Origin of the sequence: Brevibacillus borstelensis (assembly GCF_037834415.1) — a bacterium.
In the GTDB taxonomy this organism is placed as follows: domain Bacteria; phylum Bacillota; class Bacilli; order Brevibacillales; family Brevibacillaceae; genus Brevibacillus; species Brevibacillus borstelensis_A.
The window spans coordinates 1-12,242 of the sequence record NZ_JAUMSJ010000009.1; the positions used below are offsets into that span (position 1 = coordinate 1).

General features: G+C 50.4%; 14 protein-coding genes. 5 read left to right on the forward strand and 9 right to left on the reverse strand.

Annotation, left to right across the window (positions count from 1 at the left end; translation table 11 throughout):
* Positions 1-127: 127 nt before the first annotated feature.
* Positions 128-1,726, reverse strand: coding sequence for an alkaline phosphatase family protein (locus Q3F21_RS10070; RefSeq protein ID WP_340251998.1), 1,599 nt, complete (start codon positions 1,724-1,726; stop codon positions 128-130).
* Between the two features lie 294 nt (positions 1,727-2,020).
* Here Q3F21_RS10070 and Q3F21_RS10075 point away from each other — a divergent pair, with 294 nt between their 5' ends.
* Together Q3F21_RS10075 and Q3F21_RS10080 are read left to right on the forward strand one after the other, a co-directional pair.
* The gene (locus Q3F21_RS10075) at positions 2,021-2,617 is read left to right on the forward strand and encodes a TetR/AcrR family transcriptional regulator (protein WP_340252000.1); all 597 of its coding nucleotides are present in this window, start codon (positions 2,021-2,023) and stop codon (positions 2,615-2,617) included.
* Between the two features lie 11 nt (positions 2,618-2,628).
* Positions 2,629-3,330, forward strand: coding sequence for a DUF2306 domain-containing protein (locus Q3F21_RS10080; RefSeq protein ID WP_340252002.1), 702 nt, complete (start codon positions 2,629-2,631; stop codon positions 3,328-3,330).
* A gap of 195 nt (positions 3,331-3,525) precedes the next feature.
* Here Q3F21_RS10080 and Q3F21_RS10085 read toward each other — a convergent pair whose 3' ends face one another.
* Positions 3,526-3,858: a MazG nucleotide pyrophosphohydrolase domain-containing protein gene (locus Q3F21_RS10085; protein ID WP_340252004.1), complete on the reverse strand. Its 333-nt coding sequence runs from the start codon at positions 3,856-3,858 to the stop codon at positions 3,526-3,528.
* Positions 3,859-3,949: 91 nt separating this feature from the next.
* Here Q3F21_RS10085 and Q3F21_RS10090 point away from each other — a divergent pair, with 91 nt between their 5' ends.
* Positions 3,950-4,534 (forward strand): TIGR00730 family Rossman fold protein, encoded by a 585-nt coding sequence (locus Q3F21_RS10090; protein WP_340252006.1) that lies wholly within the window; start codon positions 3,950-3,952, stop codon positions 4,532-4,534.
* A gap of 150 nt (positions 4,535-4,684) precedes the next feature.
* Positions 4,685-5,173, forward strand: a complete 489-nt coding sequence (locus Q3F21_RS10095; protein WP_340252008.1) for a cation:proton antiporter regulatory subunit — start codon at positions 4,685-4,687, stop codon at positions 5,171-5,173.
* Between the two features lie 77 nt (positions 5,174-5,250).
* On the opposite strand, the gene Q3F21_RS10100 is transcribed toward Q3F21_RS10095, so the two are convergent.
* Complete coding sequence (locus Q3F21_RS10100) at positions 5,251-6,471, reverse strand: cation:proton antiporter (RefSeq protein ID WP_340252010.1); 1,221 nt, start codon at positions 6,469-6,471, stop codon at positions 5,251-5,253.
* A gap of 133 nt (positions 6,472-6,604) precedes the next feature.
* Positions 6,605-7,099: a cation:proton antiporter regulatory subunit gene (locus Q3F21_RS10105; RefSeq protein WP_340252012.1), complete on the reverse strand. Its 495-nt coding sequence runs from the start codon at positions 7,097-7,099 to the stop codon at positions 6,605-6,607.
* 314 nt (positions 7,100-7,413) lie between these two features.
* On the opposite strand from Q3F21_RS10105, the gene Q3F21_RS10110 reads away from it, so the two are divergent.
* A complete protein-coding gene (locus Q3F21_RS10110) occupies positions 7,414-7,698 on the forward strand; it encodes a hypothetical protein (RefSeq protein ID WP_340252014.1) in 285 nt (94 codons plus the stop codon).
* A gap of 594 nt (positions 7,699-8,292) precedes the next feature.
* Here the strand turns inward: Q3F21_RS10110 and Q3F21_RS10115 are convergent.
* The 5 genes from Q3F21_RS10115 to Q3F21_RS10135 all read right to left on the reverse strand — a co-directional run bounded on the left by Q3F21_RS10115 (position 8,293) and on the right by Q3F21_RS10135 (position 11,887).
* Positions 8,293-8,850, reverse strand: a complete 558-nt coding sequence (locus Q3F21_RS10115; protein ID WP_340252016.1) for a YhcN/YlaJ family sporulation lipoprotein — start codon at positions 8,848-8,850, stop codon at positions 8,293-8,295.
* A gap of 111 nt (positions 8,851-8,961) precedes the next feature.
* A complete protein-coding gene (gene sigK, locus Q3F21_RS10120; RefSeq protein WP_340252018.1) occupies positions 8,962-9,672 on the reverse strand; it encodes an RNA polymerase sporulation sigma factor SigK in 711 nt (236 codons plus the stop codon).
* Between the two features lie 118 nt (positions 9,673-9,790).
* Positions 9,791-10,333: an RNA 2'-phosphotransferase gene (locus Q3F21_RS10125; RefSeq protein ID WP_340252020.1), complete on the reverse strand. Its 543-nt coding sequence runs from the start codon at positions 10,331-10,333 to the stop codon at positions 9,791-9,793.
* A gap of 77 nt (positions 10,334-10,410) precedes the next feature.
* Complete coding sequence (locus tag Q3F21_RS10130; protein WP_340252022.1) at positions 10,411-10,593, reverse strand: hypothetical protein; 183 nt, start codon at positions 10,591-10,593, stop codon at positions 10,411-10,413.
* Between the two features lie 301 nt (positions 10,594-10,894).
* The gene (locus tag Q3F21_RS10135; RefSeq protein ID WP_340252024.1) at positions 10,895-11,887 is read right to left on the reverse strand and encodes a hypothetical protein; all 993 of its coding nucleotides are present in this window, start codon (positions 11,885-11,887) and stop codon (positions 10,895-10,897) included.
* Positions 11,888-12,242 lie beyond the last annotated feature (355 nt).

Genomic DNA, 12,242 nt, shown 5'->3' on the forward strand with positions numbered 1-12,242 from the left:
TAAAAAAAGAACTGCCCGTAAGCAGTTCAAGCGATACATCCTTCGTACCAACGCTGTCTCCGGAGGTGATGTTCTCAAGCTCACTCATTGTTTTCGCCCCCGCTGGATCAAGCGGGGACAACCCGGATTATTGCCATTTTCGCTGCACCAAGGATAGTACCAACGATTTTATTTCGACTTGTCGTTTCGGCAACGACGGAATTCTGCCTTTCCCTGCTACAATCATCGGCACCAGAGAGTCTTCTCGATGCAAGGAACCGTGATTTCCCCCGCCCGGATGGTTGGGGGATCGATTCACATAGAACTCCGCTCCAGGCACTGCTGTAGCGACAAGGAATTCACCGTGGTGGGAATAGAGCGAACCCTTCAGCCGAGACAGCGCATCCGGGTACTCCCGCGACCCGATTCTCCGATCCTTTCCCTGGAGAGCGAGACCGAGCACAGACCAATCACCTTCCACGTCCCAAGCATTCCCATATTCGTCCAGATACGCTCTTCCTTCCCGGTATCGAAGCCATTTCCCTCCCCGCCTTACATGTATCCAGTCCTGCTCCTTCCATGCGACCAAGTCAATCCGCGGCTCGCTTGCAAACAGCGGGACCAGCGCGGAAAGCGGAGCACGCGGGGACAATGAGTAGACGTAGCACATCCGTCCATTCACCGCGATCGCCACATCATCGTCTGGAACGGCTGTCCGCCCCAGCGGTGTGTTTCGGTAACCGCGGGCATGAATCAGCTTGTCCAGGTCGATGACCGCCGCATTTTTCTCGGCCACTGTCGCGGTAACGCCGCTGTCTCCCAGCAAAATAAATACATGCTCATCGAGCGCACGCTCCCAATCGCCAAATGCGTCAAGCAATCGCTTAAGCCGTTCGTCCACCTCCAATACCCCTGAAACGTCATCCGGCCCCTTTTTATGCAGTTTTCCGTCCAAATCCGGGAAGTAGGCAAATGTCACATCCGGAAGTGTCCCTTCTTTAATGAGCTGGAGAAGGCTTTGCAGCGTATATTCGTCATGGAATCCATAGGCATGGGCGGGCCCCGTCGGCAGCGGTGCCGAACTCACCTTGGACAAGGCGCCGAAGCCGAGCAAATTCGGTCCCATCACTGTCATGCTGCCGCCCCCCATCACAAGGCTGAGCAGTTCGTTTGGAAAAACGAGCTGATGAGCAACATCCCCCCGGTAAATCAAGCCGTTGATGGACGCGGAAGTAAATCCTGCCCGGTGCAGCTCTTCATGGATGGTCAAAACCCGCTTTGAGAGGTGGATTTGGTTTAAGTTCATCAAAGTGTCAGCGAGCAAATTTACTGGTCCCTGCTGCCATACTGCTCTTTGTCCGTCGCCGTAATTGACGATTCGCCGCTCGGAAGGATGAAACCAGAGCAAGCCGGGAATGTTGTGCTCATCCGGATACGTTCCGGTCAGCATGGAGCTGTCTATGGAAACGGACATGGTCGGGAAAGAGCTGACAACATCCCGCTTGTACACTCCGTTCTTGACGAAAAAGCCGATTGCAGGCAGCTTGTTTTCTTTCAGCAATCGGTCTATCGAAGCCGCGCGAAGCGAATCGATCAGCAGCATGATTACCTTTGGCTTGCCTGACGCAGTCCGATTGTCGGAAGGCATCGGGGATTGTTGGATGTGCGACTTGGAGCATGCAGCTGTTACAGTCAGTATCAGCGCCAGGATGAACGCCCACAACGGCGACGACCTTCGAATCAGCACGTTTTGTTCCCTCCACGAAAGTTTCGGTCGGTAGCACCATGTACGGTTATCGTTTACATTCCCCAGCTGGATACAGGATTATCCAAGGCATACAAAATGCAGCTCACAACATTCGCGGGCAATTCCACGTTGTGACAAACAATCGCGGGATCTTCGGAAAGTGTGCAAAGAGCCATTGCATTTTTGTTCGACGATTTTTTACTTCTCCCTTTACAGACCGACCGTCGGTTTGTATACTAAAGCAAGCAACATCTCCAGGAATTATTTTCTCCCCTGTGAAAGGAGGATCGGATGATGAAACCGTCAGCCAGCGATTCCCCCAGCTTCCGTCTCTTGCTGGAAACAACAGAAGCCTGCATCCGGGAAAAAGGCTGCAAGAAAACAACGCTGCAGGAGATCATGAACCGCTCCGGGCTCTCCAAGGGCGCTATCTACCACTATGTGCGGAGCAAGGATGAGCTGTTCGGTCTCATCCTGAAAAGCAAGCTCGAAGGATTGAGCCACAGCTTTTATCAAACTGCTTACGAGAAAAAAGATTTGCATCATCCGATGGAGGTGATCGCAAGCAGTGTCCGGCCTTTTACCAGTCCCGATGATGTGACCACTCCCATTTTCTTGTATCTGCTCAGTCAGCAGGATCAGGAATCGGTACGCAACATTCTGGAGGACGTGTACCGTTTTTCGGAGCAAACCTCTGTCAAGTGGATCGAGCTTGGACAGGAGGCTGGCGTCATCCCTGCGCACGTCGACGCGCGCAAAGCAGTCCAGCGTTTTATCACGTTTTCATATGGACTCCGCGTCAGGAGCGTCATCAGTCCGGAAGAAATGGAAGAAGCGATTGCAGACTACTATGAGCTTATGAAGCGCGAGCTCATGAATGCAAACATCTAGGGGGGTTACTCATGGCAGCTTTTGAAATTTTCAGGATCATTCATATCATCGCCGGTTTTCTCGCGTTATTGGTCTTCTGGATTCCGATCGTCACGAAAAAAGGCGGCAAGGCGCACGTGCGTGTGGGCTGGGTGTACGTCCTTTCCATGGCAGCCGTCGCTGTATCCGCTCTCTATATGGGAGTGTGGCGAATCGGCTTTGATCCAGCCCGGACTCCGAACTCCATTTCCTTTGCCTGGTTTTTGATTTATATTTCCTTGCTCAGCTCAGCGACCGCCTGGTACGGCATGCGCGTGCTGCGATTTAAAAAACGGGTTTCCGCTCACCGCAACCCGTGGGACATTCTGTTCCCCGGACTGCTCTTCGTCTCCAGCTTTTTTATCGGAGGGTACGGTTTTCAGATCGATTCGCCGCTGCTTACCTGGTTTCCACTTGTCGGCGCTTTTCTCGGAGGCGTACAGCTTACGTATTGGCTTCGCCCGCCTGTGACGAAGATGCATTGGTTTTTTCAGCACATGTCGGGCATGATGGGCTGCTGTATCGCGACGATCACCGCTTTCACGGTATTTGGAGCCCCCCGTCTGCTTCATCTGGACAGCGTCAATCCGCTTATCTGGTTTTTCCCGACGATCGTGATAGTCCCGGTTATTGCAGGAATGAGCGCCTACTATCGAAAGAAGTTTGCGAAAGCGCCGCTTTCACTAAGTAAGTGAGCATGTAGAGGAAGGCCGGGTACTCGGCCTTCCTCTTTTGCCTTCTTCTTTGCCTTTGCCGCCCTGCCTTCACGTTCCGCCGATGCTGCGTTCCACTCCAGCCAAAACGTCGCGGCGGCTCCTCCTCCCCGACCTATCTTCACAGGCCGCGTCCGGCTATTTGGAACACGAGTCTTGGAATCAAAACAAATCCCGTTACTTTTTCTCAGCCAGTTGGCCAAATCGCTTTACCAGCTTTTCCTGATGCGCTCTCATCATCTCTTCTGGCGCTACCCCGTACTGCTCCGCGAGCAACACAAGATTCCCCAATACATCGCCCATCTCTTCGATCAGTTCGGCACGAATTTCTTCGCGGGAACGGTCCCCTTCATCCGGCCGATCCCGCCCGATTTCTGTCGTGCGAACAGCCCGCGCCAGTTCTCCCACTTCTTCCATTAAAAAACCGACCCTGATAAAGGGGCCGTATTTCGTCCATCCGCGTTCTCCGTAAAACTCATTGACCCATTTTTGAAAATCATGCAGATTCATTGATCTTTCCTTCCTTCTTCCAAGATTCACCTGTATACTATACTTTGGCAACCGTTCGGTCAACAGCCGTCTCATCGAAGGAGGAAGAGCAATGAAACGAATTTGTGTCTACGCTGGCTCCAATCCCGGCACAAAACCGATTTATACCGAAAAGGCAAAGGAATTGGGAATGGAATTGGCCAATCGGAGAATGGAACTCGTATACGGAGGGTCCAACATGGGCCTGATGGGAAGCACAGCAAACGCCGTCCTGGGAGCAGGCGGAACAGCGATCGGGGTCATGCCTCGCGGGTTGTTCCGTGGAGAAATGGCGCACAGCGGGCTGACCCAATTTTATCAAGTGGAAAATATGCATGAGCGCAAAGCGAAAATGGCCGAGCTCTCCGACGCATTCATCGCCTTGCCTGGCGGGTATGGAACCTTTGAGGAACTGTTCGAAGCGCTTTGCTGGGGACAATTGGGCATTCACGAGAAGCCTGTCGGGGTCCTGAACGTCGATGAGTACTACTCCCCGCTGATTCGGCTTGTCGAGTCTGCCGTCGAAGCCGGCTTCATGCCCCCAACCCATAAAGAATTGCTGATCGTAGACAGCGAGCCTGCGAAACTGCTGGACAAGCTACTCCTGTACAAACGTCCGAATCTGACAAATAAATGGAACGAGACCGATCCGGAATAAGGCGGAAGCGACATCCGGACCGGCTCTATCCAAAAAATTCGCTGCGAGGGACAGGAAAATCCTGCAAGCGATTCCCGGACTTTCTAGCATCCTGGGTCTAGCTCCTGTATAATAGGGGCAATCTTATGTACAAAAAAGGAGGTTGCCATTTTGAACATTTGGGAATCCGATTTGCCAGGAATCGGACGTAAATTTCAAATGGAGACCCGAATGGGAGAAAAATTGGTTGTTGTCATCCATGACAGCGGCAGAAGAGAGCTGTACTTCTTCAATGCCGATGATCCCGACGAGTGTACATCAACCATTGCGCTCGATGACGATGAAGCCATGCAGGCAGCCGGGATTCTGGGCGGCATGAGCTACAAGCCGAAAGCACTGGATACCGTCAATCTCGCCTTGCACGATCTCGTTATCGAATGGTTCAAAATTCCTCCTCAGGCTGCATGCATCGGCAAAACCATAGGAGAAGTGGACGTCCGGCAAAAGACCGGCGTCACCATTATTGCCGTTCTGGATCAGGAGCAAAAACAACAAATCAACCCTGGCCCCGATCATGTATTCATGCCTCATACCCAGCTGGTCGCAGCCGGTGAACGGGAGCATCTGAAAAAATTGAAGGAATTGTTGCAGCACGGATAAGCAGCACGCTCATAAATAACGGGGCAGGTATCCAGCACACGGATACCTGCCCCTGCTTTTTCACCTCCATCGAGCAATCAACCCGCTCTATCGCTCTCCTGTTTTCGCTTGCTGAACATCCCCGCCGCTTTTTCCACAAAGCTGTAGATGGTTTTTGACTCTTTAGTCAACAACGGCCCTAAAACGGCAAGAATCAGAACATACAAGACAGCGAAGGACTGAACGACCGGGTCCAAGCCTCCTGCCTTGCCGATGTTAGCCATAATAATCGAAAATTCCCCGCGTGACGCCAATGTAAAACCGATGTTAAAGGAGGCGCGCTTGGAGATGCCCGCCGATCGCCCTCCCATCATGCCGGCGAAAATATTCGCCACAAGCGTCAGGATAACCGCGACAATCGTGATCCATACCGCTCCTCCCAGAGACATCGGATCGATCGTCAACCCGAAGCCAAAGAAAAACATCGCCCCGAAAAAATCCCGGAACGGCAAAACCAGGTGCTCGATCCGTTTCACGTGCTTGGAATCCGCAAGCACAAGCCCCACCAGAAGCGCGCCGATCGCCTCGGCCACATGCAGCGTTTCGGAAAAGCCTGCGACAAGGAACAGAGCCGTAAACACCAGGATGAGGAACAACTCGGTCGACTTGATGTCGAACAGGCGATCCACATACTTGATGATATATCTTCCCGCGATGAGGAAGAACAAGATGAAAAGCAGCGCGGATAAAGAAGTCATCAGCACTCCGGTAACGGAAGTGGCTCCGCTCAAGACCAGGCCGGACAAAATGGACATGTGTACGGCGATGAACAGATCGTCAAACATGATCATGCCCATAATAATTTCCGTCTCCGGGTTGGCTGTCCGCTTCAGATCGACCAGAACCTTGGCGACAATCGCGGTGGACGAACTCGTCATGATCCCCGCGACCACCAGCGTTTCCTTCAGCGGCAGATCCATCATCCATCCCAGCAGCAGACCGGACACAAAGTTAAGCGCGACGTAGAAAATACCGCCGACGAGAATCGATTTTCCCGACTTGATCAGGCGACTTACGGAAAACTCCAGGCCCAGGTAAAACAAGAGGAAGAGCACGCCGAGACGGCCCATGAACTCGATGAACTCCGAGCTTTCAATAAATCGCAAATCAAGGATTCCAAAATGCGGCGCGTGCGGTCCTACCGCCATCCCTACCAAAATGTAGAAAGGGATGACCGAAAAACGCAGCTTTGCCGAGATCAAGCCGACGATTGAAATTAAAGCAAGGGCAAGCCCTATCTCAAATATAACTGTATCCATATGTTCCTCCTTTTTCAGTCTTTTTCATGAGTTGCTGATGCGCAGATTCCATCGTCTTTGGGACAGACAGGCGGCAAAAGAGTACCGATATGGAATCTCCCTTGGTCATTTGCAGACTAGAAAAGGATTGCCGCTAGTCGCGTCCCCCGAGCAAATACGCCTTCAGCGCCTTGAGATGCTGTCTCTCACCGGCGACGATGAGCGTCGAGTTGGCCGTAAAGATATAATCGGGACCCGGATTGATATGCTTCTTGTGGTCTTTTTCCACGACGGCGATGATAGAGGCTCCCGTCTTTTGGCGAATCTCCAGTTCACCGATCTTTTTCCCGATGCATTTTGCGGTCGCTTCGATCTTGTGCCACTCGATCACCAGGTCGTCAAGACTGATGTCAATGGACTCAAGCGCTTTTGGTTTATACGCCATCCCGCCAATAATACCGGCAACCTGGCGCGCTTCTTCGTCGTCAAGCGCCACCATCGAGACGCTGCTTTCGGGATCATCCTGGTCAAAATGATACAGCTCGCGCCTTCCGCTATCGTGAATGATCACCACTAGCTTATCTCCGCTTTGGGTATCCAATTGAAATTTCTTCCCGATTCCTGGGAGTTGAATTTCGCGAACATTCATGAACAATACCTCCAAGTCTGATTTTTGGTGGAATGGTTTATAACACAGAAATCCTATCTGTACACTTATTTTTTTGGCATCGCAATTGCTTCTCTGTACTGCGGCATGAAAATCAGGCTGAATTTAAGGTCATCTTCCGCTTTTTTCCGTCGGGCTGACTTGCATCTTTTGCTCCCGAATCTTGGATGGTGCGTACAACCGTTCTTGCCCACGCCAAAAAGCAGGAGTCTCATCCTTGTTTGTCGCACTGCTTGTAACCGTTTGCAGTTGTCACAACACTTGTGATTTGTTTCACAATGAATGGAATATTTTACTTGGCTATCTTGGGCAAAAGCTTGCTCTCGCCTTTTGTTCAAATGATTTTGGGAATGTGTCAATCGGCCGGCTTAACGATGAACAGCAAAAACAATGCTTGCTGCAGAGCCACGCGGGGTGAACGGAAGAAAAAACGTGGAGGTGAATTTAATGGGCATCAGAAAGAGACTTTTCATTTTAATGGGAATGAAAGTCCGAAAGGTAAAACGCGGTATTGGAGCGGCACGAAGCAAAAGCAATGGCAAAACCAGAATAACGAACGCTTCTCTGAAGGACGCATATAGGAACTTGACCGAAGCTTGTTTGCGGAAATGTACAAAATGCTTTTCGTACGGATTCGCCGAAATCTGCGGAGAATCGTCTTCCATGGAAAGAGCGTCTGCAACATGCAAAGGGGCGAATGCAAAAGCCAAAAGGATTAGCACGCTGAAAACAAGAAACGGGATGCCGCTGCGGCTCTCTTTTCTATTCAAAACGCGCACCTCCTTTGAAAATGGTTGAGCATGGTTCTCGCTCTGATCGCCTCGCCTCTCCTATACGTGATTGAAGGAAACAAATAAACACATAATGATTTTCTTATATTATGTATACATAGAAAGGGTATCATTTTGAAACAAGTAAGTCAAATCCGCTGCTTGTCAGCTCAGGGTAAAAACACTCTCGCCTTTTTACTTGTACAGCTACCGACAAGCACGAAAAAACAGCGCCCCTTTCTTCGTCGAAAGAGAGCGCTGTACGATAATCTGCCGCTTGCCATGTGGTCCGACCACCGCCGTAACGTGTGCCGGGAGAAGCACACTTCCAATACATCCATCAAGGTGATTTCGAGCAAGTCTATATCCGTTTTGGCTGTTTACATTGCAGGGCTGGCCGCTTTTTTACCCCTTCATATCTTTCTCGATTTGTTTGAGCTTTTTCTTTTGCTTGCAGGCTGCTTCCTCTTTATTGGACCAAGAGGTATCACTCAGCTTCTGCAGTTCGTCGATCAGCTTCTTGTCTGATGTAACATGGATCGAAGAATCGGGAAAAGCGATTTTTAATTTCTCCCCTACTTCTTTTTCGATTTCTTTCAAGCGAAAGCGGTTAAAGTTGCTTACCTGAATAGCGACATCCAGTTCTTTATCGATGTGGACAGCGACAGCTTTATCAATTCCGTTTACTTGTTCTGTAATGGACTTGGCTTTCTGTTCCTTGTCAAAGAAACGAACCGGAGTCGGCTTGCACAGAGGATCCTCTGCTGCAGATTGGGTTTTTGCCTGTTGATTTGATTGTTGGTTCGACTGTTGGTTTGCTTGCGGGTTGCAGCCTGTTGCGAAAAGAACCAGAGACACGACAACGATTATGGTACGCAAAAGAAAACCTCCCACTAAAATCAGCGTACCTTTATCGTTTCCTAATGTGCGATTTCTATGATGTATAAATTGTTCTGTCGCCACGTACAGGATGTTCTGAATTTGTGTAGAAATCACAAAAAACCGCGAGAAGGACGCTTCGTAAAATGTCCTTCTCGCGGGTGACTGTGGATAGCTGACGTCATATGGAAACTGCTATCTATTCTGCGCCTGCTTTGTCCGGTAAAATTCGTTAAACAGCTTCATCAGCGCCCGCTTTTCGATTCGGGAGACATAAGAACGAGAGATGCCAAGCTCGCGAGCGATTTCCCTTTGGGTTTTCTCTTTGTCCTGATCCAGGCCAAACCGGCCGATGATCACTTCTTTTTCGCGTTCGTCGAGAATGTGGATGTGCTGGTAAATCTTGTTCGACTCCAGCTTTAGCTGCACAGCATCCACAACTTCATCTGTTTCCGTACCGAGGACATCGATTAGCGTGATTTCGTTGCCCTCTTTGTCCGTTCCGATCGGATCGTGCAAAGAGACGTCCTTTTTGGTCTTTTTCAGGCTGCGAAGATGCATCAGAATTTCGTTTTCAATGCACCGCGCTGCATACGTTGCCAGCTTTGTTCCCTTATCCACCTGGTAGCTTTCGATAGCTTTGATCAAGCCGATCGTTCCGATGGATATCAGGTCTTCGCTGTCTTCGCCGGTGTTCTCAAATTTTTTCACAATGTGGGCGACCAGGCGCAGGTTGTGTTCGATGAGCTTGTTCCGTGCGACCGGGTCTCCCTTGGCCATCAGTCGGAGATACTTTTCCTCTTCCGTGTCAGGCAGCGGTTGGGGAAAAGCATTGTTTTTGACATAGGCCACGAACAGCATGATTTCCTTGATAAACAGAGAAAGCGCCGCAAAGATGCTGGACACGCTTGCCACCTCCCACGAAGGATATGCGCTTATTACTATCCTTATGTGGGCGATTGCCTACTCGTGCATGTACCGGGAACCTGTGCAAAAAAATGAATGCTCCGTTTCTAAATGTGTTTTACGAATGCAGGGAAATATACTTCCGGTCTACCTGATCCGCCAGCCAAACCATCTCATTTCCATGATAAAACTTGACGCCATCCAGCCAGGCTGTTTTGGCATCCACCCTTAGAATCACGGGACGATCGTCTCTTCTCTTGCCGACTTGGCGGGCCGTTTCTGTTTCCGCTGATAAGTGCACGTATTGTCTCCCTTTTGGCTGCAGCCCCTGCTCGAGAATGAGCGCAACAAATCGTTGGGCCGTACCATGGTAAAGCGCATCTGGCGGCTCCTTCTCTTCTTTCATAATCTTTTTCGGAATCGAATGTCCGTAAAGTGCACGAATCTTTCCCTCTTTGATCTCGTGACGCTTTTTATCTGACCGTTCCATCATGATATGGAGATCTTCCTCATGCAGTTGACGCCAAACCGGCTGTTCATGCAAGGCGTATAACAACTGCTCGATGCTCACCCACCCTTGCTCATCCAATTCCAGCTCATATTTGTGCGGTGCATGGCGCAGGGCATATGAGAGTTCTTTGCTCAACCTTTGATAATCCACGCGTTTCACTGCCTTCCAGGTTATCATTTGCTCTAGGGAGCTGTTCGATTATGACCTGCTCGTAGCCATGCAGGGGTTTACGACCGCTCCCTTTCAAGGCGTTCAATCCTTTGTTCCAATTCTTTTATTTTCCGTCTCAAACCTGAGCGGACAGCAAAGAAAATGATCAGTCCTACTGGCACGCCAATAAACACAAGCGTAGTGATCAAACCAATAATCAAGGCTCCCCACTCAAAACCGACTGCTCCGAAGTCCAGCATGCTTGCACCTCCGAAAAATACTTTCATCAAAACGTTTATAAATACAATAGCCTCAAAAAATGCCCATTCACTTTCTATGCAGGTCCTCCTGCTATGCCGAAGCCAGTAGAATCACGCCTACTTTGCACCGAAATAGTTACCTCATAATTCCAAATTTATTACACTTATGATCATTCAAAGGATTTTCTCGAACAACAAGGAAAGGACGGCTCGCCCAGCTTTTTGAGAGGGTAGCTTCCTCATCCGCAAGCATAGGGGAGAAAGCGTCCCCCCTCCGCTTGCTTCTTTCCTCTCGACTGATTCAATGTGCCTGTGCCTTCTGGTGGTAGCCCTCGGCTCTGCTCTTGTAGCCGTTTAACATCTTCTTTGCGACCGCCAGCTCCTCCTTCGCCTTTCCGATCGCTTCTGTTCCGGCTTTTACTACTTCGTCGTACGCCTTCGAACGGTACTCCTTGTCCTTGTTCTCGATCCTCTCTTTTACCTGACTCCACAATACTTGAGCCTGGTTCAAATCGCCTTGCATGACCTCGATGATATTCGTGATCGATTTTGCCTTTTGATCGATTTTTGCATGGAGCACGTTGACGCCATCCATGAGCGTATTCATGCTGCCGACCATCGTTTCCACCAGGGCCGCCCCTTCGTCTTGACCTACGGTAGTGATTTCCTCCGAAAGGGCCTGCATATCCGCGAGATGCTGCTCGTATATAGCCTGATCCTCAGAAAAGTGCAATTCAGACAAATACTTCACATTTTCCGCGATATCCGCTTGCAGCTTTGTCAATTGCTCCACTTTTTTTGCCAATTCGGCAGCTTCCTTTGCTTTCTGCTCCGCGCGTTGCTTTTGTATCGCTTCTGCCCTCTCGCTGACCCGTTTGCTCAGCGCTGTCAGCTTTTCTTCATAAGCCGTTTTGGGTGTCCCAAGCAGTTTGGTCTCCGGTTCATACGCATCCATCCACGGCCCGTGGAACACGAGCTCGTCCCGCGTCACCGTTGCCGTGACAGCTTGCCCCTCCTTTGTGGTGAGTGTCAGGTTGCCTTCTTTCAAAGTACCCGTAAACATATGGGTGGCATTTGTTACGGCCGGAAGATCTTCGATGGTTTCAACCTTCGCTTCCTGGATTTCTACGGCTACGTTCTCCTTGTCAGGAATGACCTTCGCGTACAGCACCCGGTTCTCGTCCTCATACAGGTACCCCTCCGCGAGCGGAATGGCAGTGAGAGAACGCACAGCGAATCCTGCGGCTAGCAGTATGAGTAAAACAGCGATGATGATCCATTGTTTCTTTTTCACTTGTATCCTGCGACCCCTTTACTTCTTTTCGATGTTCGCGGCATCAGGGATGTCTATCACCTACCGCGGCACTCTTCTATCATTCTACCATATCCTGCCTTCCTGCCTCCTGACAGATTCCTAGGTTCGTTCCTTCCTCCTATTACTCCTAGGCTCTGGCGAATCTATTTCACATCCTGGGGCCTACTGACTATGCAGGTTTGTCACTGCATGGCGCCCGGTGGATATCCCTTGTATAGAGCAACACAACAGGAGCACGGATACATAACAGATCAGCCGGGACACGCAAAGAGAGGACGTTCGCACGGATGACGAATGCCCTCTTGGGTAAGCGGTACAACGATATTCTTCTTAG

Bases quoted from the DNA above. Each gene is read 5' to 3' on its own strand.
- Q3F21_RS10090 (WP_340252006.1), top strand. From the start codon at position 3,950: ATGAAACGAATTTGTGTCTACGCTGGCTCCAATCCCGGCACAAAACCG.
- Q3F21_RS10130 (WP_340252022.1), bottom strand. From the start codon at position 10,593: ATGCTGGACTTCGGAGCAGTCGGTTTTGAGTGGGGAGCCTTGATTATT.
- Q3F21_RS10085 (WP_340252004.1), bottom strand. From the start codon at position 3,858: ATGAATCTGCATGATTTTCAAAAATGGGTCAATGAGTTTTACGGAGAA.
- Q3F21_RS10080 (WP_340252002.1), top strand. From the start codon at position 2,629: ATGGCAGCTTTTGAAATTTTCAGGATCATTCATATCATCGCCGGTTTT.
- Q3F21_RS10105 (WP_340252012.1), bottom strand. From the start codon at position 7,099: ATGAATGTTCGCGAAATTCAACTCCCAGGAATCGGGAAGAAATTTCAA.
- Q3F21_RS10075 (WP_340252000.1), top strand. From the start codon at position 2,021: ATGAAACCGTCAGCCAGCGATTCCCCCAGCTTCCGTCTCTTGCTGGAA.
- Q3F21_RS10100 (WP_340252010.1), bottom strand. From the start codon at position 6,471: ATGGATACAGTTATATTTGAGATAGGGCTTGCCCTTGCTTTAATTTCA.